This is a genomic window from Pseudomonas sp. 2995-3 (assembly GCF_002742565.1).
Classification (GTDB): domain Bacteria; phylum Pseudomonadota; class Gammaproteobacteria; order Pseudomonadales; family Pseudomonadaceae; genus Aquipseudomonas; species Aquipseudomonas edaphica.
Genome location: NZ_LJSB01000218.1, coordinates 166,124 through 191,548, shown reverse-complemented (window position 1 = coordinate 191,548; position 25,425 = coordinate 166,124). Strand labels below are relative to the sequence as shown.

Annotated in this window: 22 protein-coding genes; 16 read left to right on the top strand and 6 right to left on the bottom strand. The window is 61.1% G+C overall.

Features of this window, described 5'->3' with window-relative positions; all coding sequences use genetic code 11:
- The first annotated feature begins 132 nt into the window (after positions 1–132).
- The gene (locus AOA62_RS20410; RefSeq protein WP_099549540.1) at positions 133–2,448 is read left to right on the top strand and encodes a TonB-dependent receptor; all 2,316 of its coding nucleotides are present in this window, start codon (positions 133–135) and stop codon (positions 2,446–2,448) included.
- Here the strand turns inward: AOA62_RS20410 and AOA62_RS20405 are convergent.
- Positions 2,419–3,618, bottom strand: coding sequence for a CynX/NimT family MFS transporter (locus AOA62_RS20405; protein ID WP_099549539.1), 1,200 nt, complete (start codon positions 3,616–3,618; stop codon positions 2,419–2,421). The genes AOA62_RS20410 and AOA62_RS20405 overlap by 30 nt on opposite strands.
- Positions 3,619–3,727: 109 nt before the next feature.
- Between AOA62_RS20405 and AOA62_RS20400 the strand changes: the two genes are divergently transcribed.
- The 11 genes from AOA62_RS20400 (at position 3,728) to AOA62_RS20350 (ending at position 13,082) form a co-directional block, all read left to right on the top strand.
- The gene (locus AOA62_RS20400) at positions 3,728–4,579 is read left to right on the top strand and encodes a LysR family transcriptional regulator (RefSeq protein WP_099549592.1); all 852 of its coding nucleotides are present in this window, start codon (positions 3,728–3,730) and stop codon (positions 4,577–4,579) included.
- Positions 4,580–4,863: 284 nt separating this feature from the next.
- Positions 4,864–5,673, top strand: coding sequence for an energy transducer TonB (locus AOA62_RS20395; protein ID WP_099549538.1), 810 nt, complete (start codon positions 4,864–4,866; stop codon positions 5,671–5,673).
- Positions 5,674–5,724: 51 nt separating this feature from the next.
- Entirely contained in the window at positions 5,725–6,447 is a 723-nt protein-coding gene (locus AOA62_RS20390) for a MotA/TolQ/ExbB proton channel family protein (RefSeq protein WP_085985974.1), read from the top strand.
- A gap of 1 nt (position 6,448) precedes the next feature.
- Entirely contained in the window at positions 6,449–6,850 is a 402-nt protein-coding gene (locus AOA62_RS20385) for a biopolymer transporter ExbD (protein ID WP_017136714.1), read from the top strand.
- A gap of 309 nt (positions 6,851–7,159) precedes the next feature.
- Positions 7,160–7,741 carry an alpha/beta hydrolase gene (locus tag AOA62_RS20380; protein WP_058422586.1) on the top strand — a complete coding sequence of 194 codons (582 nt, stop codon included), beginning with the start codon at positions 7,160–7,162 and terminating at the stop codon, positions 7,739–7,741.
- Positions 7,742–7,789: 48 nt separating this feature from the next.
- On the top strand, positions 7,790–8,728 hold the full coding sequence (locus AOA62_RS20375; protein ID WP_017135751.1) for a sigma 54-interacting transcriptional regulator: 939 nt from the start codon (positions 7,790–7,792) through the stop codon (positions 8,726–8,728).
- 125 nt (positions 8,729–8,853) lie between these two features.
- The gene (locus AOA62_RS20370; protein ID WP_017135750.1) at positions 8,854–9,636 is read left to right on the top strand and encodes a MetQ/NlpA family ABC transporter substrate-binding protein; all 783 of its coding nucleotides are present in this window, start codon (positions 8,854–8,856) and stop codon (positions 9,634–9,636) included.
- A gap of 519 nt (positions 9,637–10,155) precedes the next feature.
- The gene (locus tag AOA62_RS20365) at positions 10,156–10,821 is read left to right on the top strand and encodes an amino acid ABC transporter permease (RefSeq protein ID WP_017135749.1); all 666 of its coding nucleotides are present in this window, start codon (positions 10,156–10,158) and stop codon (positions 10,819–10,821) included.
- The gene (locus AOA62_RS20360) at positions 10,802–11,461 is read left to right on the top strand and encodes an amino acid ABC transporter permease (RefSeq protein ID WP_065930871.1); all 660 of its coding nucleotides are present in this window, start codon (positions 10,802–10,804) and stop codon (positions 11,459–11,461) included. Before AOA62_RS20365 ends, AOA62_RS20360 begins: the two co-directional genes overlap by 20 nt.
- Positions 11,458–12,234: an amino acid ABC transporter ATP-binding protein gene (locus tag AOA62_RS20355; protein WP_099549537.1), complete on the top strand. Its 777-nt coding sequence runs from the start codon at positions 11,458–11,460 to the stop codon at positions 12,232–12,234. Before AOA62_RS20360 ends, AOA62_RS20355 begins: the two co-directional genes overlap by 4 nt.
- Positions 12,231–13,082 carry a transporter substrate-binding domain-containing protein gene (locus AOA62_RS20350; RefSeq protein WP_099549536.1) on the top strand — a complete coding sequence of 284 codons (852 nt, stop codon included), beginning with the start codon at positions 12,231–12,233 and terminating at the stop codon, positions 13,080–13,082. Before AOA62_RS20355 ends, AOA62_RS20350 begins: the two co-directional genes overlap by 4 nt.
- Positions 13,083–13,181: 99 nt before the next feature.
- Here the strand turns inward: AOA62_RS20350 and AOA62_RS20345 are convergent, their stop codons facing one another.
- Complete coding sequence (locus AOA62_RS20345; RefSeq protein ID WP_099549535.1) at positions 13,182–14,342, bottom strand: AAA family ATPase; 1,161 nt, start codon at positions 14,340–14,342, stop codon at positions 13,182–13,184.
- Between the two features lie 120 nt (positions 14,343–14,462).
- On the opposite strand from AOA62_RS20345, the gene AOA62_RS20340 reads away from it, so the two are divergent.
- From AOA62_RS20340 to AOA62_RS20325, 4 genes are all read left to right on the top strand, one after another.
- Positions 14,463–15,545, top strand: a complete 1,083-nt coding sequence (locus AOA62_RS20340; RefSeq protein ID WP_017135744.1) for an efflux RND transporter periplasmic adaptor subunit — start codon at positions 14,463–14,465, stop codon at positions 15,543–15,545.
- Positions 15,542–16,612 (top strand): efflux RND transporter periplasmic adaptor subunit, encoded by a 1,071-nt coding sequence (locus tag AOA62_RS20335; RefSeq protein ID WP_099549534.1) that lies wholly within the window; start codon positions 15,542–15,544, stop codon positions 16,610–16,612. Before AOA62_RS20340 ends, AOA62_RS20335 begins: the two co-directional genes overlap by 4 nt.
- Positions 16,609–19,662 (top strand): efflux RND transporter permease subunit, encoded by a 3,054-nt coding sequence (locus AOA62_RS20330; RefSeq protein WP_099549533.1) that lies wholly within the window; start codon positions 16,609–16,611, stop codon positions 19,660–19,662. Before AOA62_RS20335 ends, AOA62_RS20330 begins: the two co-directional genes overlap by 4 nt.
- A gap of 115 nt (positions 19,663–19,777) precedes the next feature.
- Positions 19,778–21,961, top strand: coding sequence for a glycoside hydrolase (locus AOA62_RS20325; RefSeq protein ID WP_099549532.1), 2,184 nt, complete (start codon positions 19,778–19,780; stop codon positions 21,959–21,961).
- Between the two features lie 112 nt (positions 21,962–22,073).
- Here AOA62_RS20325 and AOA62_RS20320 read toward each other — a convergent pair whose 3' ends face one another.
- The 4 genes from AOA62_RS20320 to AOA62_RS20305 are packed head-to-tail and all read right to left on the bottom strand — an operon-like array spanning position 22,074 to position 25,309.
- The gene (locus AOA62_RS20320; RefSeq protein ID WP_017135740.1) at positions 22,074–22,700 is read right to left on the bottom strand and encodes a bifunctional 2-polyprenyl-6-hydroxyphenol methylase/3-demethylubiquinol 3-O-methyltransferase UbiG; all 627 of its coding nucleotides are present in this window, start codon (positions 22,698–22,700) and stop codon (positions 22,074–22,076) included.
- Positions 22,701–22,750: 50 nt separating this feature from the next.
- On the bottom strand, positions 22,751–23,395 hold the full coding sequence (locus AOA62_RS20315) for a methionine ABC transporter permease (RefSeq protein ID WP_099549531.1): 645 nt from the start codon (positions 23,393–23,395) through the stop codon (positions 22,751–22,753).
- A complete protein-coding gene (locus AOA62_RS20310; protein WP_099549530.1) occupies positions 23,385–24,497 on the bottom strand; it encodes a methionine ABC transporter ATP-binding protein in 1,113 nt (370 codons plus the stop codon). The genes AOA62_RS20315 and AOA62_RS20310 overlap by 11 nt, the downstream gene beginning before the upstream one ends.
- Positions 24,494–25,309, bottom strand: a complete 816-nt coding sequence (locus AOA62_RS20305; protein WP_099549529.1) for a MetQ/NlpA family ABC transporter substrate-binding protein — start codon at positions 25,307–25,309, stop codon at positions 24,494–24,496. Before AOA62_RS20305 ends, AOA62_RS20310 begins: the two co-directional genes overlap by 4 nt.
- Positions 25,310–25,425 lie beyond the last annotated feature (116 nt).

Genomic DNA, 25,425 nt, shown 5'->3' with positions numbered 1-25,425 from the left:
AAATGCATTGGCTATGCATTAGGTCGACTCCTTATAAAGGCTATCTCTTATGCAGTAAATGTTCGTAAAAACATAAATAAATAACCTATTGGAATATTGGATGAACAATATTTCCAGGTTTCGGAGCCGCTTATGAGTCTGTTGAAGTCCTTGCCCCTGGCCATGTTGGTGGCCGGCAGCACCAGTTGGTCGCCGACCCAGGCCGCCGAAACACCTGCGCCTGCCGGCAAGGGCGAAAACGCCAGCGGCCAGCTTGAGACCGTCACTGTGACCGCACGGCGGCGTACCGAAAGCGCCCAGGAAGTGCCGACGCCCATGAGCGTCATCGGCGGCCAGGCGCTGGAGAGCCAGCGGGTCTACCGCATTCAGGATTTGCAGCAACTGGTGCCCAGCGTCAACGTCGCTTATATGCATGCGCGTCAGTCCAGCGTGTCGATTCGCGGGTTGGGCAACAACCCGGCCAGCGACGGTCTGGAAGGCAGCGTGGGGCTGTATATCGACAACGTTTATCTTGGGCGGCCGGGCATGGCGGTGTTCGACTTGATGGACATCGAGCAGCTCGAAGTCTTGCGCGGCCCGCAAGGCACCTTGTTCGGCAAGAACACCACGGCGGGCGTGATCAATATCAGCACGCGCGCGCCGAGTTTTACCCCGGAGCGCAGCATCGAAACCTCGTTGGGCGAGGACGGTTATTTCCAGACCAAGGGCACGATTTCCGGCCCGCTCACCGACGATTTGGCGGGGCGTTTTTCGGCCTATCGCACACGCAGCGATGGCGACATCAAGAACGAATACGACGGCCATGATCTTAACGGCGGCTCACGCCAGGGCTTTCGCGGGCAGTTGCTGTACAAGCCCAGCGACACCTTCAACCTGCGCTGGATCGGCGACTACAACGAAGAAGATTCCAGCGCCGGCACCCGCGTGCTGTACAGCACCGGGCCGACCATCAATGGCACCAACCTCTACCAATCCCGCGCAGCCGCCGCAGGCGCGACGCTAGTGGATGGCACCCATCGCAAGGTCAACCTGGACAGCGATCAGCATGTCACCGTGTTCCAGGGCGGCACTTCATTGGAAGCCAACTGGACGTTGCCGAGTGACTTCACCCTGACCTCGGTCAGTTCGTATCGCTGGTGGAATTTCACCCCGCGCAATGACGATGGCCTCAACGTGCCGGCGTCGTATAACGCTGGCGTGTCGGTAGAGGATAAGCAGTGGTCCCAGGAATTTCGCCTGGCGTCACCTACCGGTGGTTTCTTCGACTATGTGCTGGGCGCCTACTACTTCGGCAACTCGCTGGATAACAAATCCTTCGCCTATTACGGGCCCAAGGCGGATATCTGGAATGGCACGCCGACCGGCGCCTTGAATGATGTGAGCAGCGTCGGCAACGGGCATATTCGCACCGACAGTTTTGCCCTGTTCGCCCAAGGCACCTGGCACCTCACTGAACGCCTGGATTTCACCGCCGGTGTGCGCGGCACCTACGAAGAAAAAAGCGCCTGGGTCAGCCGCAATGCGCCCGTGGGTGGCGCCGCGGTAACCGGCGCCGCTGCCTCGGCGCGGCGTGGGCGCACCGGCGCGTATGACTCCGGCGATCTCAACCAGTACAGCGCCACGCCGTCGGGGCTGCTAAACCTGAGCTACCACTTCAACGACAACCTGCTTGGCTACGCCACGTTGTCCCACGGCGAGAAGTCCGGCGGGGTGAATTTGGTGGTGGGCTCTGCGCCGACGGCCGGGGCCGATTCACTGCTGGTGGGCACCGAGCGCGCCAACAACGCCGAGTTGGGGTTTAAAAGCACGCTGTGGGACCGCCGCCTGCAACTTAATGCCAACCTGTTCTGGACCCAGGTCAACGGCTACCAGACCAACGCCTACGACCAGGAAAACCGCGTGCAATACCTGACCAACGCAGGTTCGGTGCGCTCACGCGGCGTGGAAGTGGAAAGCACGCTGGTGCCGATCCAAGGCCTGACGTTGAACATTAATGGCTCGTTCAACGATGTGAGTTACCTGTCTTACAAAGATGCGCCGTGCCCACCGGAGGTCAGCTTGCGTCCGGGTGCGCCGGCCTCCTGCGACCTGAGCGGCCACCAAGTGGTGGGCGCGTCCAAGTGGATCGCCAACGCCAACGGCGAATACAAGTGGAACCTGGATAACGGCTTCGAACCTTACGTGACCGCCAGCTATGCATTCCGCTCCAAAGCGGTGGGCACGGTGGAGGATTCCGACTATGGGCAGATTCCGGCCTACGCGGTGGTCAACCTCTCTACCGGCCTGCGCGGCAACTACCAGCAAGGGCAGTGGGATGTGTCGTTGTGGCTGAAAAACGCCTTCGACAAAACCTACTACACCACCCTGTGGACCGGCGGCAACGGCGGCTACGAAGGCTTGCTGGGCACGCCGCGCACCCTAGGCGTGACTGGGCGCTACGACTTCTGAGCCAATGCGATAGGTGGCCGGGCTGAACACCCGCGTCACCACCAGCATCGCCAGCACCGTGACCGTCAGCACCACCCAGGCGCTGACAAAGTTGCCGGTGAGTTCGCGCAGCCAGCCGGTCAGCCACGGTGAAACCGCGTTGATCAAAAAGCCCACGCCTTGCACGAAGGCCGCCAGTTGCCCGGCCTGACGTGGATCGCGGTGGTGGTCGAGGGTCAGCAGCAGGCTGAGGGCGAAACACGCGCCCAGGCCAAAACCGCACAAGGCTACCCACAGGTGCGGGTACTCCAGCGGTGCGAGGATCAGGCCGAGGTAGCCGACTGTCTGTGCCAACAGGCTGATGCCGAGCAGCGGGCGACGGTCGATACCGCGCTGAGCCAGCACCGGCATCAATAGCGCAGCGATCACCTGGAAGATGGTCATGAACGCCAGCAACGAACCGCTCGGCAACACGCCCCAACCCAGTTGCTGATAGTAGGCCGGCAGCCACGCCACCATGCTCATGTAGCCGCAATTCACCAGCCCGAAATACAACGCCAGCAGCCAGGCCCGACGATTGCGCAGCCCCTTGAATGCCGGCGCGATTTGCAGGTTTCTCGCCGCGCCCAACGGCAGCCAGGCCCACAGCAGCAACGCCCCCAACGCAGGTAACAGCCAAACGCCAAGCCCCGCCTGCCATTGCTGAAAATGCGTAGCCACCACGGGGCTGAGCAACGCCGCCAGGCCACCGCCCGCCATCAACGAGGCTGAGTACACACCCATCGCCACCGGCACGCGGTGATGAAATTCGCGCTTGATCATCGCCGGCACCAACGCCTGGATCAGCGCCACACCGGCACCGCCCAGCAACGCGGTAACCAGCAGCGCCGACGCCTGGCCCATCAACCAGCGCGCCAGGCACGCCAGCAGAATCATCATCAAGCCAAGGGCAATGCCGCGCCGCTCGCCCAGACGCGCTTCCACGCGCACGCCGACCAGCGCCACCAGGCCCATGCACACCACCGGCAGGCTGGTGAGCAGGGCGCTGCTTTGGAAGCTCAGCCCGGTGGCCTGACGAATCTCGCCGAGCAAGGGGCTGATGGAGCTGAGAATGGGGCGCAGGTTCAGGCCCAGTACAACCAAAAGGCCCCAGCCGGCCAATTTTCCTGCGAATGAATGGTTGAGCGTCATGCACGGCCTATCGTCTGCGCAAAAGAGGCGTGAAGTATGGCGAGCCGCCAGAGTATTCTGAAATTAAATATAACCATGCCAACCAGTGGCAAACGCAATGGTGAAAAACATGTTCGATCCCGTGTTGCTGCGCAGTTTTATCGCCGTGGTGGATTGCGGCAATTTCACTCGCGCTGCCGAGCGCTTGCACCTGACCCAATCCACCGTGAGCCAGCAGATTCGTCGCCTGGAAGACGCCGTGGCATGCCAGTTGCTCGACCGCGATCAACGCCACGTGGTGCCCACCGCCGAGGGCGAGCGTTTGCTGGCCTACGCGCGGCGCATTCTCGCGCTGCATGAGGAGGCCGCCGATGTGTTGATCAACCAGCAAAGCGACGGCGTGTTGCGCCTCGGCGTGCCGGAGGACTTTGCCGCCGAGCGCCTGATGCCGTTGCTGTCGGCCTTTGTGGTGGCCTATCCGCGAGTGCGGCTGGAAGTCACCAGCGGTCTCGGTCCGGAACTGCAGCGGCAATACCGCGCCGGTGAGTTCGACGTGTTGCTGGTCAAGCAGATGGGCGACAGCGATGACTGCGTGGCCTCGTGGCCGGAACCGCTGTGTTGGGTAGACAGCCGCAGCATGCCGTCGATTGGGCGCGACCCGCTGCTCTTGGTAGCGTTTCCGGTAGGCGGTTTGTACCGCAATGAAATGCTCCACCACCTGGAAGTTGGCGGTTGGCGTTGGCGCATCGGCTATTCCAGCGCCAGCCTGGCCAGCGTGTGCTCGGCGGTGGCGGCGGGGTTGGGTATCAGCCTGTTGCCGCGACGGGTGGTGCAGCCTGGGCATGTGGTACTGGGTGACGACAGTGGTTTCCCCATGGTCCAGGGCGTGCGCCTTGCGCTGTATGGCCGCAGCGGCCTGGGGGCAGCGGGGCAAACGTTGCAGCGGCAATTGCTCGATTTATGCGCCAACAATCCATCTTGAAGCGTTCGACGAATGTTTTTTTGTGGCGAGCGGGCTTGCCACAATCCATGCGTTTACTGAATATTTTTTATGCCTTTAAAGCATTCAAAAACAACCCCTTCGCCACAGGCCACGGCCACCGTGGCTTTGGCGTTTCAGGGTGTTTCGTTTATTCAATTTAGATCTATGTATAACTTTAAAGATTACTTTAAGAGATAAGCGTCTGCCCCCGATGATTCAATCCTCGACGGCCGCCAAGGCAGGCCCGTCGGTTTTTTTGCTTAAGACCGCAGGGGAGTGAATCAATGGGCAATGTCCAGACCGCCGCCAGTGTCCCCGAGGCGCAGTGGCGCCAGGCACCGGGTGGTGAGTTGGTCGACCTTGGCCGGCCGCACCGCGCGCCGTTGGGGCAATTGCGTTTGCAGAAAACCCCGAAGCGTTTTTCGAGTCGTCGTGAAGGGATTCTGCTGGGGTTGCTGGTGTTGGCCCTGCACGGTGCGGTGATTTATTGGGTGAGCCAGAAGCCCACGCCGGTGTTGCCGATTGTGCCGCCGGAAATCCCGCCGATGACCATCGAATTTTCCCAACCCGCGCCGCCGGTGGTGGAGCCGCCTGCGCCTGTACCGCCGCCACCGCCACCGCCTGTGGTCGAGCCACCACCGCCGGTAGTCGATGAGTTGGCCGCCAAACCAGCGCCGCCCAAACCTGTTCCAAAACCCAAGCCGAAGCCGGTGCCAAAACCTGAACCCAAACCTGTGCCAAAAGCGGTCGAGCAACCGCCTGCGCCACCGAAACCTGCGCCTCCAGCGCCACCGGCACCTTCACCTGCGCCGGTGACACCTGCTTCGGCCAACGCCGCGTACTTGAAGAACCCGGCGCCGGAGTACCCGTCACTGGCCCAGCGCCGTGGTTGGGAAGGCACCGTGCTGTTGCGCGTGCATGTGTTGGCCAGCGGCAAGCCGGGTGAGGTCCAGGTCCAGAAAAGCAGCGGTCGCCAGCAACTCGACGACGCCGCACTGGCCGCCGTGAAACGTTGGAGTTTCGTGCCGGCCAAGCAGGGCGATGTGGCCCAGGACGGCTGGGTCAGCGTCCCGATCGATTTCAAGATTCACTAACGATTCGGCAGCGGTGTGTTGGACACGCCGCCACCTGCACAGAGGGAAAACATCATGGCATTAGCATCTCCACTTGAATCCATCGAAAGCGCGGTAATCTGGCTGCTGGTGGTCTTTTCGGTCGCCACCTGGGGCTTGGCGTTGTTGAAGGGCGTGCAGTTCGGGCGCCTCAAGGCGCAGGATCGCAAGTTTCACAAACAGTTCTGGGCGGCGTCGAGTCTCGATTCCGCCGCTGAGCTGACCGAGACCCAGCCCGGCGCCGCAGCCCGTGTAGCCCAGGCCGGTTATGCAGCGATCCAGGTCGGTGATGCCCCGCACGCAGCAGACTTGAGCCAGGCCATCAATCACCAGGACCGCCTTGAACGTGCCCTGCGCCAGCAGATCGTGCGTGAGCGCCGCTCTCTGGAAACCGGCCTGGCCGTCGTCGCCAGTATTGGCAGCACCTCGCCGTTTATCGGCCTGTTCGGCACCGTGTGGGGCATCATGGAAGCCCTCAAAGGCATCAGCGCTGCCGGCTCGGCCAGCCTGGAAACCGTCGCAGGTCCAATTGGTGCGGCATTGGTCGCCACCGGTGTGGGTATCGCGGTCGCAGTGCCGGCGGTACTGGTCTACAACTACTTCCTGCGTCGCCTCAAGCTCACGGCAGCGGACCTGGATGACTTCGCCCACGACTTCTACAGCCTGGCGCAGAAGAATTCCTTCCGCGTGCTGCTGCACCCTACGCTGACCAAAAGCGCGGCAGGCACCGCGCAAAAAGTGAAGGAGGCGTCCTGAAATGGCCTTCTCCACGCAAGACAGTGATGAGGTGCTGAGCGAGATCAACGTCACGCCGCTGGTGGACGTGATGCTGGTGCTGCTGGTGGTGTTTATCGTCACCGCGCCGTTGTTGACCAATTCGATCCCGATCAACCTGCCCAAGACCCAGGCCGTAGCCCCGGTGGAGCAGAAAGACCCGCTGGTGGTAAGCATCGACGGCGCCGGCAAATTGTTTATCAACAAGGACGAAATCCAGCCTGACCTGCTGGAATTCAATCTGCAGGCGGCCAAGGCCAAGGACCCGGAGGTGCGGGTGCAGCTGCAGGCCGATGATGGTGTGAATTACGGCGAAGTGGCGCGAGCCATGGCGTCTATCGAGCGCGCAGGCATCACCAAGCTGTCGGTGATTACTGCACGTTAAGTTTCAAAAGCCTCGACAAATTTTTGGCCGTCTCCTTGGCAGGGTGCGGCCTTTTTTTTGCCTGGTATTTACCTGATTTCCACTGTGCAACCCGGTCCATGTGGGAGCTGGCTTGCCTGCGATAGCGGTGGGCCAGTCGATGCATCTGTAACTGAGAGACCGCTATCGCAGGCAAGCCAGCTCCCACATTTTTAAATATCCATACAGTTGAGATTTTGGTTATTAATAAATAGCTTCTTATTCCTTAACGAATATAACCCTCGTCCCTATACTGACCAGCAACGTTAAACGCTGCAGGAGGGCACACCCATGCACAGCGAGTCGATTCGTTATCTGATCGTGCCGGGCTGGCAAGGATCGCCAGAAGATCATTGGCAAAGTCATTGGCAGAACAGCCTGCCCAACAGTGCGCGTGTGGAGCAGGCCGATTGGCTTACCCCGCGTCGCGAAGACTGGGTGGCGGCACTGGCGGAGGCCATCGCCGCCGACAGCACGCCGGTGATTCTCATTGCCCATAGCCTGGGTTGCATCACGGTCGCCCATTGGGCGGCCACGGCGCCGGTGCATTTTCTACGCCAGGTGCGCGGCGCCTTGCTGGTGGCGCCGGCGGATGTCGAACGCCCCGCCTGTGCCCCCGCCCTGCGTAACTTTGCACCGATTCCCACGCACCTGTTGCCGTTTCCCAGCCAAGTGGTCAGTTCCGACAACGACAGTGCCGTCAGCGCCACCCGCGCCTTGGAGCTGGCCCGCAACTGGGGCGCCGAGGCCGGCATTTTGTCCGGAGCCGGGCATATCAATGTGAAGTCCGGCCACCAACGCTGGGAGCAGGGTTTTGCCTACCTCTATCGCCTGCAAAACCGCCTTGAGCATCACGCCCGGCGCCGTGCATAAATTTTTTCAACGCCCCGTCCCTGAGCGGATTTGGGGCGGGAGCCTGCCATGAGTCATGACACCTTTGGCCAGCCGTTGCTGACCTTTCCCGATGCTGAAAAAAGCCCGCTGAGCATCCGCGCCAAGGCGCTGGTGTTTGTCGACCCGCGTTCACGCCAGCTGCGTGAAGAGCTGGAAAGCCTCGCACCGCGTGCGTTGCCGGTGTTGATTCGCGGTGAGACCGGCAGTGGTAAAGAGCTGCTGGCGCGGCATATTCACCGGGGCAGCGACCGCACGGGTTTGTTTGTGTCGGTCAATTGCGGCGCCATCAGCCCGACTTATGCCGATGCTGAATTGTTCGGCTACGCCGCCGGCAGCCACAGCGGCGCGGCCAGCAGCCGCGCCGGCTGGTTTGGCTCGGCCAATGGCGGCACCTTGTACCTGGACGAGATCGGCGACTTACCGCTGCCGATCCAGGTGAAATTGCTCGCCGCCCTGGAAAACCACGAAGTCACCCGTGTCGGCGCTCATCAGCCAAGCCCGGTGGATGTGCGGCTGGTCGCCGCCACCAGTATCGACCTGGCCCAGGCCGTGGCCGCCGGCAAGTTTCATGAACGCCTGTTCCATTACCTGAGCGAGGGCCAGTTGGACCTGCCGGCTCTGCGTGAGCGGGTGGGCGACATTTTGTCCCTGGCTGAATACTTCCTCGGCATCTACAGCCAGCGCCTCGACCTGCCGGTGCCGCTGATCAGTGACGCCGCCCAGCGTGTGCTGGAGCATCACAGCTGGCCGGGCAATACCCGTGAGCTGGAAAACGTTATTCACTTTGCGCTCTTGGTAAGCAGTGGCGATGAGATTTTACCCGAGCATTTGAACCTGCCCGCCGCCGGTTCGCCGTTGGAACAACTGCAGCGCATCTTCGCGAGTGCCAGCGCCGCCGAACAGCAAAGCTTGCTCAGCTTTCTAAATGAACAGCCGCTACATGAACAAAATGGAATATCAACGTGAATAAAAGATATTGTTCGGGAATAAAAAATCTAGGTATTGTCCATCCCACGCCGCGATAGCACTTCGCTGGCACACCATAAAAAACGGTCGTCAGAGACGCCCCGGAATTTCGATAAGGACACTGCATGAAAAAGGTTCTGTTGTTTACCGCACTGGCGGCTGCCCTGACTGCAAGCTTCGCCCAGGCCAACGAGAAACTGGTGGTAGCGGCTACCCCGATCCCGCACGCGGAGATCCTTGAGCTGGTCAAGCCGACCCTGGCTAAAGAAGGCGTGGACCTGGAAATCAAAGTCTTCACTGACTATGTGCAACCCAATACCCAGGTTGCCGAGAAGCGTCTGGACGCCAACTACTTCCAGACCCTGCCGTACCTGGAAAACTTCAACAAGGGCAAGGGCACCAACCTGGTCACCGTGATTGGTGTGCACGTTGAGCCGATCGGTGGTTACTCGAAAAAGATCAAGAACATTTCTGAACTCAAAGATGGCGCCACCGTGGCCATCCCTAACGAAGGCTCCAACGCCGGCCGTGCCCTGTTGCTGCTGCAAAAGAACGGCCTGATTACGCTGAAAGACCCGACCAATGCGCTGGCTACGCCGAAAGACATCGCCAGCAACCCGAAAAACCTGAAATTCAAAGAGCTGGAATCGGCGCTGCTGCCACGTGTGCTGGACCAGGTTGACCTGGATGTGATCAACACCAACTACGCCCTGGAAGCTGGCCTGAACCCAGCCAAAGACGCGCTGATCATCGAAGACGCCAAGTCGCCGTACGTGAACTTCCTGGTGGCGCGCCCGGACAACAAGGACAGCGACGCCATCCAGAAACTGGCCAAGGCCCTGACCAGCCCGCAAGTCAAAGCCTTCATCGAGAAGAAGTACAACGGCGCGGTAGTGCCTGCGTTCTGATGTAAACCAAACCCCCTTCAAGGTTTGAACGCCGACGGCTACTGCAGCGTCGGCGTTTTTTTTATGCCTGAAACAAAATCAAACCCTGTGGGAGCTGGCTTGCCTGCGATTGATCGTTCCCACGCTCCGCGTGGGAATGCCTCCTGTGACGCTCCGCGTCACGAGCGGACGCAGAGCGTCCTGTGCTGCATTCCCACGCAGAGCGTGGGAACGATCAGCGTTTCAGATATCGCGGCTATTGATCGCCCGACGCAACGCCACCAGCCACTTCACCAGTTCCTGCGGATCAATCGGTTTCGCTTCGTTCATTATTCATTCCCTCGAAACACAGACCCATTAACCATAGCCGCAGCCCGCCAAACCCGCGAATCCGCGGGTTATCTTTTTGGGTGATATCAATATGCTATTTGGGTATTTAAATTTTACTTTTTATGCCTTTAAAGTTCGCGCTACCCGGCGTTACCCATGCCGGAACGGACAGCGCCCGCCGCATTACCCCTGCGGCGTCATGGACTCAAGATGACCTTCGATTTTGCTTTTATCCTCAGCACCTTGCCGGCGTTTCTCAAAGCCGTGGGGGTCACGCTGCAAGTGGGTTTGATCGCCATTGCCACCTCCCTGCTGGTGGCGCTGATCAACGCCGCACTGCTGGTGTTTCGCACGCCCTACCTGTCGCGCCTGGTGGCGCTGTATGTGGAGCTGGCGCGTAATACACCGCTGCTGATCCAACTGTTTTTCGTGTACTTCGCACTGCCGGCCCTGGGCTTCAATATCTCCGGGTTCTGGGCGGCGATCATCACCATGACCTTCCTCGGCGGCGCCTACCTCACCGAAGTGCTGCGCGCCGGCGTGGAAGCGGTGCCGCTGGCGCAGATCGAGTCGGGCAAGTCCATCGGCCTGTCGGACTGGCAATTGCTGCGTCATGTGATCCTGCCCCAGGCCAGTATCCTCAGCCTGCCGGCGCTGTTTGCCAATTTCATCTTTTTGCTCAAAGAGACCACCGTGGTGTCCGCCGTGGCGGTGCCGGAGATTCTCTACACCACCAAGAGCTACATCGCGCTCTACTACAAGACCTACGAAATGCTCGCCGTGCTGACGCTGATTTGCGTGTTGCTGTTCTTGCCGCTGTCGCTGCTGCTCAGCCGCCTGGAAAGGAGGCTCCAGCATGGCCAGTTCGGGTCTTGAGTTGTTGTGGGTGTCGTTGCCGCAATTGGGCAAGGGCGCGGCGCAAACCCTGTCGATTTCATTTTTGAGCATCGCCTTCAGCACTGTCGGCGGCGTGTTGTATGGCGTATTGCGCACCTTGAATAACAAGGTGATTAACGCGGTGCTGCGGGTTTATCTCGAGCTGTTTCGCGCGATCCCGGTGCTGGTGTGGTTGTACCTGCTGTTTTTCGGGCTGCCGATTTTCTTTGGCCTGAGCATTCCAAGCTTCTGGTGCGCGGTGCTGGTGCTGTCGCTATGGGGCGCCAGCGAGGTCGGCGAAGTGGTGCGTGGCGCGCTCCATTCGCTGCCACGCGGCCAGCGCGAGGCGGGGTTGTCGATTGGTTTATCCGACCCGCAACTGTACGGCTACGTACTGCTGCCCCAAGCCCTCAAACGCATGACGCCGCCGACCATCAACGTCTATACGCGCATCATCAAGACCAGCTCGCTGGCGGTGCTGATCGGCGTGGTGGATGTGATCAAGGTCGGCCAGCAAATCATCGAGCGCACCTACGAGTCGGTATTGATCTACGGCGTGCTGTTCCTGTTTTTCTTCTTTATCTGCTACCCGTTGTCGGCCGCCTCCAAGGTGCTGGAACGGCGCTGGGGCCAGGCATGAGCGCATTGATCGAGTTCCAGGGTTTCAACAAATTCTTCGGCGAGGCGCAGGTGCTCAAGGGCATCGACCTGAGCGTGCAGAGTGGCGAAGTGGTGGTGATCCTCGGCCCCAGCGGCTGCGGCAAAAGCACGTTGCTGCGTTGCCTGAATGGCTTGGAAGTCGCCCACAGCGGCAGCCTGCGTTTTGCCGGCAAGGAGCTATTGGACAAACACACCGACTGGCGCCAGGTGCGTCAGGACGTAGGCATGGTGTTCCAGAGCTACCACCTGTTCCCGCACATGAGCGTGCTCGACAACATCCTGCTCGGCCCGTTGAAAGTGCAAAAACGCGACCCACGCGAGGCGCGTGAGCAAGCGGAAAAGCTGTTGGAACGCGTGGGACTCGCCGACAAGCGCGACGCCTTCCCGCGACAGCTCTCCGGCGGCCAGCAGCAACGCATCGCCATCGTCCGTTCGCTGTGCATGAACCCGCAGGTCATGCTGTTTGATGAAGTCACCGCCGCCCTCGACCCGGAGATGGTCAAGGAAGTGCTGGAAGTGATTCAAGGCCTGGCCCGCGATGGCATGACCCTGTTGATTGTCACCCACGAAATGGCCTTCGCCCGCGCCGTCGCTGACCGCGTGGTGTTCATGGAGGCCGGTCGCATCCTCGAGCACAACACCCCCGAGGCATTCTTTACGAACCCGCAAACCGCACGCGCGCAGCAGTTCCTGGAGAAGTTCTCCTTTGTTTCAACACTGCCCAAAAAGACCAAGGAATTGGAGCTGATATGAAAAAACTACTGCTGCCACTGTTTGCCGTCGCCTTACTGGCCGGCTGCGATAAAAAGGCCGAAGAGCCTGCCAAACCCGTCGCTGCTGCCAGCTACATCGACAGGATCAAAGCACGCGACAAGCTGATCGTCGGCGTGTTTACCGACAAACCACCGTTTGGTTTCGTCAACGAAGCGGGCCGCTATGTGGGGTTTGATACCGACATTGGCCGCCAATTCGCCAAGGACCTGTTGGGCGATGAAAACAAGGTTGAGTTCGTAGCCGTCGAGCCGGCCAGCCGTATTCCGTTCCTGCAAAGCGACAAGGTCGACCTGATCCTCGCCAACATGACCGTGACGCCGGAGCGCAAGGAAGCGGTGGACTTTACCAACCCCAACTTGAAGGTCGCTGTGCAGGCGCTGGTGCCGAATGACAGCGCGGTCAAAAGCCTGGATGACCTGGCGACCCGCACCATCATCGTCACCACCGGCACCACCGCCGATATCTGGCTGACCAAGAACCACCCGGACTGGAAACTGCTCAAGTTCGAGAAAAACTCCGAGTCACTGCAAGCCCTGTCCGCCGGGCGTGGCGATGCCTACGCGCAAGACAACCTGGTGCTGTTCAGCTGGGCCAAGCAGAACCCTGGCTACCGCGTGCTGGAAGAGAAACTCGGTGATGAAGCGCCGATTGCGCCGGCGGTGAAGAAGGGCAATATCGAACTGCGCGACTGGGTGAACGCGGAGCTGGCGAAGTTGGGTGAGGAGAAGTTTTTGCTCAAGCTGTATGACCAGTATGTGCGTAAAGAGCTGAGCGATGACACCAAGCCTGAGAGTGTGATTGTTGAAGGCGGGAAGTGGCAGGGCTGATATAGCTATCGCAGGCAAGCCAGCTCCCACATTTTGATGTGTGAATATCTTCAAATGTGGGAGCGGGCTTGCCCGCGATGAGGCCGGCCCAGTCATCTCTTATTCCGGCCAATGCCAGGCCGGTGCATCCAGAATTCCCTGGCCGACAATCTGGGTCTGCCCCAGCACCTTCTCCAGCACGATCGAATTGCATTCTTCATCTTGCTGCAACGCCGCGATCAAGCGGCTGGCATGCGACACCACCCACACCTGGCACTGCTTCGAGGCCTGGATAATCAAACGCGCCAACGCCGGCAATAAATCGGGGTGCAGGCTGGTTTCCGGTTCGTTCAGTACCATCATGGTCGGCGGCCGTGGCGTCAGCAGTGCCGCGATCAGCAGCAGGTAGCGCAAGGTGCCGTCTGACAATTCCGCTGCCGACAATGGCCGCAGCAAACCTTCCTGATAAAACTCAATTGCAAAACGCCCACCTTGCAACGGCTCGATATTCAGCCGTGCGCCGGGGAAGGCATCACTGACTGCGCGCTGCAACGCCTCGGGGTCGCCGATTTCGCGGATGGTCTGCAATGCCGCAGCCAAGTCGCGCCCATCGTGATGCAGTACCGGCGTGCGCGTGCCCAGTTGCGGCTGGCGCACGGGGGCGTCCACATCGCTGCGAAAATGATCATAAAAACGCCAGCCACGAATGCTTTCGCGCAGCAGCAACACCTCCGGCGAGCCGCGCAGGCTGCCGACCTGATCGAACAGGCTGTGATAGTTGGGCGTGTGCTGGGCCAATACGTCCCAGGCGCGGCCATCGCGTGCGCGCACCATCGGCCCGGACCGCTGCACCAGCAGGCTGGCCGGGCGGTAGATGTGACCGGCCCAGATGCATTCTTTCTTTACCTCCGGGTCCAGTTGGAACGCGGACAGGGTCTTTTCCGGCAACCCAAGGGAGATTGCGTAGCTGAAGTCCTCAGCGGCAAACCCCAGGCGCAGGCGTTTGACGCCCTGGCGCACGGTCGGCTCAACCGCCACCTCGCCATTGCGCATGCGTCGGCTGACGTTCTCGGGCCCGGCCCAGAAGGTCGAATCCAGCCCGCCTTCACGCGCCAATGCATTGATCACCCCGCCTTGGGCGGTTTCGGCCAGCAAGCGTAAAGCGCGGTACAGGTTGGACTTGCCGCTGCCATTGGGGCCGGTGACCAGGTTCAGCCGGGCCAGCGGCACCACCAGTTTATTGATCGAGCGGTAGTTGGCCACCGCGAGGGTTTTGAGCATGTGTATTTAGCCGGCGTGGGAACCCTTGGAGTATGGGATGCTCAATGCAGATAAGGAACCCTGATCTAAGCTCACAGTCGCATACTCACTGTCACATCGCGTCACGCAAAAGGAGCCTGCATGGGCGGTCGTATTTACACCTGTATTTTCGGATTGGGCCTGCTGACGCTGCTGAGCGGTTGTGGCCAGGAAAAGTCCGAACCCAAGGAACATTCGCGGGTGTTTGTGCAGGCCGTGCAACCCGCGGATTTTGCCGCCGCAGTGACCCTGACCGGCGATATCCAGGCCCGCGTGCAAACCGATTTGTCCTTTCGCGTGGGCGGCAAGATTATCCAGCGCATGGTCGACGTGGGCGACCGCGTGACCGCCAAGCAAGTGCTGGCCAAGCTTGACCCCAAAGACTTGCAGACCAACGTCGATTCCGCCCAGGCCCAGGTCGTGGCCGAGCAGGCGCGGGTCAAGCAAACCGCCGCCGCCTTCGTACGCCAGGAAAAGCTCCTGCCCAAGGGCTACACCAGCCGCAGCGAATACGACGCCGCCCAAGCCGCGCTGCGTAGCAGCCAGAGCGCTCTGGCTGCCGCCCAGGCCCAATTGGCCAATGCCCGCGAACAACTCGGCTATACCGCGCTGGTCGCCGATGCACCTGGCGTGATCACTGCACGCCAGGCCGAAGTCGGCCAGGTGGTGCAGGCCACCGTGCCGATTTTCAGCCTGGCCACCGATGGCGAGCGCGATGCGGTGTTCAATGTCTATGAATCCTTGCTGGTGGAGCCGCCGCCCGATGCGCCGATCACCGTGAGCCTGCTGGATAACCCGAGCATCAAGGCCGTGGGTAAAGTGCGCGAAGTCACGCCCGCCGTGGCGGCCAATACCGGCACCGTGCAAGTGAAAATCGCCCTGCAATCGCTGCCTAAAGGCATGCAACTGGGCTCAGTGGTCAGCGCCACGGCCAATGGCCCGGCCAAGGCCAGTGTGGAGTTGCCGTGGTCGGCGCTGACCAAAGACCTCAACGAACCCGCCGTGTGGCTGATTGACGGCGACGGCAAGGCGCAACTGCACAAAGTCACGGTAGCGCGCTATCTGACCGGCAAAGTGATCATTGGCGACGGCCTTAAAGGCGGCGAAAAAGTCGTGGTGGCCGGTGGGCAATTGCTGCACCCGGGCATGATCGTCGAGATCGCCCAGCAAGGAGTCCAGCCATGAAGCGCCTGACGGCATTGCTTGCCGCCAGCCTGTTGCTGGTCGCTTGTTCCAAAGAGGAAACGCCGCCCGAGCCCGTGCGCCCGGTGCTGTCCATGCAAGTGAAGTCCGAAGACCAGGAAAACCTCGGCCGCTTTGCCGGCACCATCCAGGCCCGCTACGAAAGCAACCTGGGTTTCCGCGTGCCTGGCCGTATCGCCCGCCGCGCCGTGGATGTCGGCGCCGAAGTGGAGAAGGGCGCCTTGCTCGCGGTGCTCGACCCCACCGACCAGCAAAACCAGTTGCGCGCCGCCCAAGGCGACCTGGCCCGCGTGCAGGCGCAGTTCATCAATGCCCAGGCCAACGCCCGGCGCCAGCAGGAACTGTTCAATCGCGGCGTCGGTGCCCAGGCCCAGCTGGATGTGGCGCAGACCGACTTGAAAACCACCCAGGCAACCCTTGATCAAGCCAAAGCCTCGGTCAACCAGGCTAAAGACCAACTCAACTACGCCGAACTGCGCACCGACCACGCCGGGATCGTCACCGCCTGGAATGCCGAGGCCGGACAAGTGGTCAGCGCCGGCCAGCAAGTGGTGACGCTGGCGCGCCCGGACATCAAGGAAGCGGTGATCGACCTGCCCGCCGGGCTTGCCGAGCGCCTGCCGCCGGACGTGGTATTCCTGGTCGCCGGGCAGCTCGACCCCAGCGTCAACACCACCGCCATCGTGCGCGAGATCGAGCCCCAGGCCCAAAGCGCCACGCGCACCCGCCGCGCGCGCCTGACCCTGGCCGAGACGCCACCTGCGTTCCGCCTCGGCACCGCCATCAGCGTGACCCTGAGCACGGCCATTGCACCGCGTATCGAAGTACCGCTGACCGCCTTGCAGGAAGCCGACGGCAAAACCCGTATCTGGTTGCTCGACACCCAGAGCCAGACCGCGCTGCCGCGTGACGTCACGGTGATCAGCCGTGATGCCAACAGCGCCTTGCTCAACGGCGGCGTCAAACCCGGCGAACGCATCGTCACCGCTGGCGTGAACAGCCTGAAACCCGGGCAAAAAGTCAAAATCGACGAGGACAGCCCGCGATGAAAGGGAGCTTCAACTTATCCGACTGGGCCCTTAAGCATCAGTCCTTCGTCTGGTACTTGATGTTCGTCGCGCTGCTGATGGGCGTGTTCTCCTACATGAACCTGGGCCGCGAGGAAGACCCGTCGTTCACCATCAAGACCATGGTGATCCAGACCCGCTGGCCGGGCGCGACCCAGGAAGAAACCCTCAAGCAGGTCACCGACCGCATCGAGAAAAAACTCGAAGAACTCGACTCCCTTGACTACGTGAAGAGCTACACGCGGCCGGGTGAATCCACGGTATTCGTCTTCCTCAAGGACACCACCAGCGCCAAGGCCATCCCAGAGATCTGGTACCAGGTGCGCAAGAAGATCGACGATATTCGCGGCACCTTCCCCCAGGGTTTGCAGGGGCCGTCGTTCAACGATGAGTTCGGTGATGTGTTCGGCTCGGTCTACGCCTTTACCGGCGACGGCCTGTCGATGCGCCAACTGCGTGACTATGTGGAGCAGGTGCGTGCCGAAATTCGTTCGGTGCCGGGGCTGGGCAAGGTCGAGATGATCGGCCAGCAGGACGAAGTGATTTACCTGAACTTCTCCACGCGCAAACTCGCCGCGTTGGGCATTGATCAACGCCAAGTGGTGCAAAGCCTGCAATCACAGAACGCCGTGACGCCTGCCGGGGTGATCGAGGCCGGGCCGGAACGGATTTCGGTGCGCACGTCCGGGCAATTCGCCTCGGAGAAAGACCTGGCCAACGTCAACCTGCGGCTCAATGACCGTTTCTACCGGTTGGCGGACATTGCCGACATCAGCCGTGGCTACGTCGACCCGGCGCGGCCGATGTTCCGTTTCAACGGCAAACAGGCGATTGGCTTGGCCATCGCCATGCAGAAGGGCGGCAATATCCAATCCTTCGGCAAGGCGCTGCACACGCGCATGGACGAACTGACCGCCGACCTGCCAGTGGGCGTCGGCGTGCATAAGGTTTCCGACCAGGCCGAAGTGGTGGAAGAAGCCGTCGGCGGCTTTACCAGCGCCTTGTTTGAAGCGGTGATCATCGTGTTGGTGGTGAGCTTTATCAGCCTCGGCATGCGTGCCGGCCTGGTGGTGGCGTGCTCGATTCCACTGGTGCTGGCGCTGGTGTTCGTGTTCATGGAATACAGCGGCATCACCATGCAGCGGGTGTCGCTGGGCGCGTTGATCATCGCCCTCGGCCTGTTGGTGGACGACGCGATGATCACCGTCGAGATGATGATCACGCGCCTGGAAAAAGGCGAAACCAAGGAGCAGGCGGCGACCTACGCCTACACCTCGACGGCTTTCCCGATGCTCACCGGTACGCTGGTGACCGTCGCCGGCTTTGTGCCGATTGGCCTCAACGCCAGTTCGGCGGGTGAGTACACCTTCACCCTGTTTGCGGTGATTGCCGTGGCCATGCTGGTGTCGTGGGTGGTGGCGGTGCTGTTTGCGCCGGTGATCGGCGTGCATATCCTCAGCGCCAAGGTAAAACCGCATGACGCTGAGCCTGGGCGCATCGGCCGCGCCTTCAACTGCGGCATGCTCTGGGCCATGCGCAACCGCTGGTGGGCCATCGGCATCACCGTGGGCCTGTTTGTAGCCTCGGTGTTTTCGATGCAATTTGTGCAGAACCAGTTCTTCCCGTCCTCGGACCGCCCGGAAATCCTCGTCGACCTCAACCTGCCGCAAAACGCCTCGATCAATGAGACGCGCAAGGCCGTCGACCGCCTTGAAGCGATCATCAAGGACGACCCGGACATTGCGCGCTGGAGCACCTACATTGGCCAGGGTGCGATTCGTTTCTACCTGCCCCTGGACCAGCAACTGGAAAACCCCTACTACGCGCAGTTGGTCATCGTGAGCAAAGGCCTGGAAGAGCGCGGTGCGTTAATTGCACGCCTGCAAAAGCGCCTGCGCGATGATTTTGTCGGCATCGGCAGTTATGTGCAGCCGCTGGAAATGGGCCCGCCGGTGGGGCGGCCGATCCAGTATCGGGTGTCGGGCAAAGACATTGATCAGGTGCGCAAACACGCCATCGAACTGGCGACCTTGCTGGATAAAAACAGCCACCTGGGCGAGATCATCTACGACTGGAACGAGCCCGGCAAAGTGCTGCGCGTGGACATCGCCCAGGACAAGGCGCGCCAACTCGGGCTGTCGTCGGAAGACGTGGCGCAGTTGATGAACAGCGTGGTCAGCGGCGCTTCGGTGACCCAGGTACACGACGATATCTACCTGATCAACGTGGTCGGCCGCGCCGAAGATGCCGAGCGCGGTACGCCGGAAACCTTGCAGAACCTGCAGATCGTCACACCCAACGGCACCTCGATTCCGCTGCTGGCCTTCGCCACCGTGCGTTATGAGTTGGAGCAGCCGCTGGTATGGCGTCGCGACCGCAAGCCGACGATCACCATCAAGGCCTCGGTGCGCGATGAGATGCAGCCCACGGACCTGGTCAAACAGCTGGCGCCGACCATCGAGAAATTCAGCGCGGGGCTGCCGGTGGGTTACAAGGTGGCCACCGGCGGCACCGTCGAAGAAAGCGGCAAGGCCCAAGGCCCGATTGCCAAGGTGGTGCCGCTGATGCTGTTCCTGATGGCGACGTTCCTGATGATCCAGCTGCACAGCGTGCAGAAGATGTTCCTGGTGGCCAGTGTCGCGCCACTGGGCCTTATTGGCGTGGTGCTGGCGCTGATCCCCACCGGCACGCCCATGGGCTTTGTGGCGATCCTCGGCATTCTGGCGCTGATCGGCATCATCATCCGCAACTCGGTGATTCTGGTAACGCAGATCCACGAATATGAAGTGGCCGGCTACACAGCGTGGGACGCGGTGGTTGAAGCCACCGAGCACCGGCGCCGGCCGATCCTGCTCACCGCAGCGGCGGCCAGCCTGGGCATGATCCCGATTGCGCGGGAAGTGTTCTGGGGGCCGATGGCCTACGCGATGATTGGCGGGATCATCATTGCGACCTTGCTGACGCTGCTGTTTTTGCCGGCGTTGTATGTGGCTTGGTACAAGATTCGCGAGCCGAAAAAAGAACAGGCCTGACCATCGGAGCCTTCCTGCAAGGATGTGGGAAGGTTCTTTGAAACACTTTTCGAACACTTGCTGAGGCTTATGTGCATTACCCTCCGGGCCTGATCTTGTCTGGAAGGCCCGTGCCATGCGTCATTTTTTGCTGGTTGTCAGCCTGTTGTTATCTCCACTGGCATTAGCCGGTACCGTGTTGGAAAACGCCCTGTGGCGTGTCGAACTCGACCCCGCCACGCTCGCGCTGCGCGTTACGCCCGCAGGCGAGGCTTCGGTGCAGGCGTCCAGCGGTGTGGCTGCCCATGCTGTCAGTGATATGCAAGCGGGTGCCGAGCAGGCTGCCTGGCAGTGGGACAACGGCGCCTATCGCCTGACGGCTCGCCTTGAGCAGCGCGACCTGTCCCTGACCCTCAGCGCCCGCGAGCCGGGTGAACTGCCGCTGCTGCGCCAACCCGCTGCGGCCATGGGCAAGGGGTTGATCTGGCCCTTGGCCGAAGGTCATTACGTACCGGCCGGTAACGCCGTGTGGAAAGCGTTTTTGCTGGAGCAGGGCGAACTCAATACTACCCAGGACCTCAGCCTGCCGTTATGGGGCATGGATCACGGCCGCTTCACGTTGAGCTGGTTGCTGACCAACCCCTACAACAACCACTTGCAATGGCAGGCCGACGGCCAGGGCCTGGCACTTTCGGTGGCTCACGAATTTACCCGTCTTGACCCCACGGCGCCGATGACCTTGCGCTTGCACCTGGGTGACGCCGACCCATTGGCCGGTGCCAAGCGCTATCGCCAATGGCTGGTAGAGCAGGGCCGCTACGAGCCGCTGGCGGACAAGCTGCAACAAACCCCCGAGGCCAAAAAACTGCTGGGCGCCAGCCATGTCTACCTGTGGGGCAACAGCCTGCTGGCCCCCGCTGATGTGCGTGATTGGCCGCTGCTGGTCAAACGCTTGCGCGGCCATGCACTCAAGGGGTTGATGGACAAAGAGGCGACTCAGGTTCTGGCGCAGGCCAAGGCTTTGAACCGTTATGAGCAAGGCGTTTTGTTGCGGGGCCTGAATGCGGCGATCAATCAGCAAGCGCGGCAGGCTTGGCAAGTCGAAGACCCGGACATGACCCGCCTCGCCGCCCGCTATGGTGAACTGCGCAGCGAGCTGGCCAAGGACTTTGCCGGGGCCTTGACCGGCACCCCCGAGACCTGGGGCAGCCAGACGATTCAATCCCTGCGCGACGCCGGGCTGCCGCGCCTGTTGCTGACCCTGGGCGAAGGCTGGGAAGGTGGCCTGTGGCATCCCGAAGCAATTCGCGCCGGTGTCGCAGCCGGTTACCTGGTGGCGCCCTACGACTCCTATGAAACCGCCTTGTCCGCCAGCGAAAACCCGGACTGGACCACCGCGCACCTGGGCGCCAAGGCCTACCGTGACTGCGCGATTGTGCTCAAGGACGGCAAGCTGAAAACCGGCTTCCAGCAATCGGGCCACTACATCGACCCGCGCTGTATACGGCCTTTGCTGGAAGCACGGGTGAAGGCGGTGCAGGCCAAGGCCGGTTTTAACGCCTGGTTCCTGGATGCCTACGCCACCGGCATGGTGTTCGACAGCTACCGTGACAGTGCATCCATGACTCAGGCGCAGAACGCCGAAGGCAATATCGACGCCTCCCGCTGGATCAGCACGGTACTCAAGCTGCCGGCGGGTTCCGAAGATGGCAATGCCAGCACCGCCCAAGGCACTCTGTTCGCCCACGGCATGCAGACGCCGGTGATCGGCTGGGGCGATCGGCAGATGACCCAGGACAAGCAATCGCCCTATTACGTCGGCAACTGGTACCCGCCGGAGCAGCCGGCAGTGTTCTTCAAGCCTGTGCCGTTAAAAGAGCCGTTTCGCACGCTGTACTTCGACCCGACCATGCGCCTGCCGCTGTATCAGGCGGTTTTCCACGGCTCGGTGATTACCACCCACCATTGGCTGTTCGACAGCCTGAAGCTGAGCAATGTGCGGGCCGAGAACGAGCTGACCCAGTTGCTCTACAACGTGCCGCCGCTGTATCACCTCACGGATGCGACGCTTAAGCAGCGGCTGCCGATGATTCAGCATCAGGATCGGTTTTTCAGGCCGTTGCATCAGCGTTTGGCGGCTCAGGCGATGACCGATTTCCGTTGGCTGACGGCGGACAAACAGGTGCAGCAGACTACCTTTGCCGATGGCACAAGGTTGGTGGCGAATTTTTCTGTGCAGGAGCAAGAGGGGTATGTGGGGCGCAGTGTGACGGCGTTGGTGGTGGGTGAAAAACCGGTGGTGTATCAGGTGGATCCGTAGCGCCGGTTAAATCGCTATCGCAGGCAAGCCAGCTCCCACATTTTGATGTGTGAATACCTTCGAATGTGGGAGCTGGCTTGCCTGCGATAGCGTCAGATCAAACAACGAACCTCTATGCCTTGCGCCACACACTCGCCAACCAAGGCTGCTGCTCCCGCGGCAACCCGGCCGGTCGGTAGTAATGCTCCAACTCCACAAACCCAGCCTCTGTCAGCAAACCCCGCCACGCCTCCAGGTCGTGATAAGACCCGTACCGAGGCCCATTCCAGCCTTCCTGATTCTCACCCCGAGGGTTGGAACTGAACAACACACCACCCGGCTTCAGCGCCCCATGCAGCTGCTTGAGCACCCGAGGCAGCTCCTGTTTGGGAATATGAAACAGCACCGCATTGGCAAATACCCCATCAAAGCGCGCGGCGGGTAAAGCCAGCTTCAGGAAGTCCTGCTGCAACACTTCACAACCACTGTCTTCACGCGCCATCTGCGCAAAGCGCTCAGAGCCGTCCAGCCCGACGGCGATATGCCCCATGCGCGTAAACGTCTGCAAATCCCGCCCAGGGCCACAGCCGAAATCCAGCACGGTGAACGGGGGCGTGCCCTGGATATGCCGCAGCAGGGCGTCGATGTTCTGGCTCACATCGTGATCGCGGGTGCCTTCGCGGAAGTCTTCGGCGACTTTGTTGTAGTGGCCGAGGGTGGTGGTGGTGATCTGGTTGAGGTCGTCGGGCTTTAGGGTCATGACGGGTAATACCGGGCGCTGAGATTGCCCGACTATACCTCACCTCTCCCTCATCTCTTGTTAAGCACCCGCGCCAACCGATCCCCACCCAACTGAATCACCGCCACCAACACCACCAGCAGCACAATTACCGTGAGCATGATCTGCGAATCAAAGCGCTGATAACCATAGCGGTAGGCAATATCTCCGAGGCCACCCGCCCCAATCGCCCCGGCCATGGCCGATGAGTTGATCATCGTCACCAGGGTAATAGTAAACCCGCCGACAATCCCCGGCAGCGCCTCGGGAAGCAGCACATGCCAGATAATGTGCCAGCGGCGGCAGCCCATGGCCTGTGCGGCCTCGATCAAACCATGATCGACCTCACGCAAGCTCACCTCGGCGATCCGCGCAAAGAATGGCGTGGCGGCGATGGTCAGTGGTACAACGGCGGCCCACACGCCATAGGTGGTGCCGACGATCAGCCGGGTGAACGGGATCAGCGCCACCATCAGGATCAAAAACGGAATGGAGCGGAACAGATTGACGAACGCCCCCAGCACGCGGTTCAGCGTGGGGGCTTGGTAGATGCCGCCCTTGTCGCTGGTGACCAGGAACACCGCCAGCGGAATCCCCACCAGCAACGCAATCAGCGATGACACGCCAACCATCAACAAGGTGTCGATGGCGCCCTGCAATAAACGATCAAACCACATAGCCCAGTACCTCTACCTGTTGCGCCCAATTCCCCGCGCGGCTGCGCAACTCTTCGGCGTTGTGGGGCGAGCCATTTACCGCCAACAGCAATTGCCCCAGGGCATGCCCCTGAATCCGTTCCACACCGCCTTGCAATAAGCGCACGCGCCCGCCGAGGGCAGCGAACAGCGCGGCCAGGTCGGGTTCGTCCGCGGCGCTGCCGGTGAACTGCAACCGCAACACCACCGCCGCCGTCGACGAAGGTTCAGTCTGCAAGCGACTTTGCAGGTCTTCCGGCAACCCGTGTTGCAACGGCGCCAGCAGGGTTTGGCTGACCTCGTGCTGCGGGTTGCCGAACACTTGCCACACCGGGCCTTGCTCGACGATGCGCCCGTGTTCCAATACCACCACGCGGTCGCAGATATCGCGAATCACCGCCATCTCGTGGGTGATCAACACGATGGTCAGGCCCAGGCGCTGGTTGATCTCGCGCAACAGGCCGAGGATCGATTGGGTAGTTTCCGGGTCGAGGGCCGAAGTGGCTTCGTCGCACAGCAAAATCTGCGGGTCATGCACCAGCGAGCGGGCGATGCCCACGCGCTGCTTCTGCCCGCCGGAGAGTTGCGCCGGATAGGCTTTGTGCTTGTCTTTGAGGCCGACCAACTCCAGCAACTCGCGCACTTTTTGCTCACGCTGCAGCTTGGGCACACCGGCGACTTTCAGCGGCAGTTCGACGTTCTGCCACACGGTCTTGGCCGACATCAGGTTGAAGTGCTGGAAGATCATGCCGATGCGCCGCCGCAGCGCCACCAGGCGGTCTTCGTCGAACTCACCGATGTCCACCTGATCAATCAATACGCGCCCGCTGCTGGGTTGCTCCAGGCGGTTGATGGTGCGGATCAGCGACGACTTGCCGGCGCCGCTGCGGCCGATGATGCCGAACACTTCACCGTGCTGGATCGCCAGATCAATGCCTTGCAGGGCATGCACGGCGCCGTCATAGGTTTTGCCCAGGTTGATAAAACGCACATGGGCGCGGTTCAGGTCCGGGTGCAGCTCTGTCTGCTCGGCGGCCCTGGGCGGCGTGCCCAGGTCGCGCAGTTGGGCGTTGGCGGCGGTCATTTTTTATCTTCCCAGCCGACTTGGTAGAGCTTGCCGAGGGATTTATCCAGCGCCGCACGTACCACCGGCGAGTGTTGATAAATGTCGACGAACTTGATCACCCGCGGGTCGGTTTTGCTCTTGGGCTGGATCACAAACTGAATCACGTATTCCGGGTGGTCGAGGCCGTCGAACAGCAGCGCCGACTCGGCATCGAAGGTCTTGGACAGGCGGATATACGCCGGGTAGCCCTGCACCAGATCGGCGTCGTCATAGGCACGCACCAGTTGCACGGCCTCGACTTGCAGGATCTTGAGCTTTTTCGGGTTGGCGATGATGTCTTCTTCGGTGGCCTTGTAGCCCACGCCCGGCTTGAGGCTGATCAGCCCGGCCTTGGCCAGCAATTGCAGGCCGCGACCGCTGTTGATCGGGTCGTTGGCAATCGCCACGCTGGCGCCTTGGGGCAGGTCGTTGATGTTTTTGTACTTCTTGGAATACAGCCCGACGTTATTGATGATGCCCGGGGCATACGGCACCAGGTCAAAACCGGCGGCGGCCTTGGCGTTTTCCAGGAACGGAATGTGCTGGAAGTAGTTCACGTCGATATCGCCGGCGGCCAGGCTGACGTTGGGCGCGATCCAGTCGGTGAACTCCACCAGCTCGACCTTCAGGCCTTGCTTGTCGGCTTCGGCCACGGCGGCTTCGAGGGGAATCGCGAAGGCGGCGGTGGTACCGATTTTCAGCGGTGCGTCAGCGGCAAATACGGCCGAGCTGAACAAGCCGAAGGCCAGGGCCAGTGCTTTGACTGGGTGGGAGAGCCGTGTTTTTTTCATAATCGATTTCCAGTCATAAGGTATGGATAAGAACAATGCGGTCACTTGTGGGAGCTGGCTTGCCTGCGATAGCGGTCTGTCAGCCACATATGTGTTGCTGGCCCACCGCCATCGCA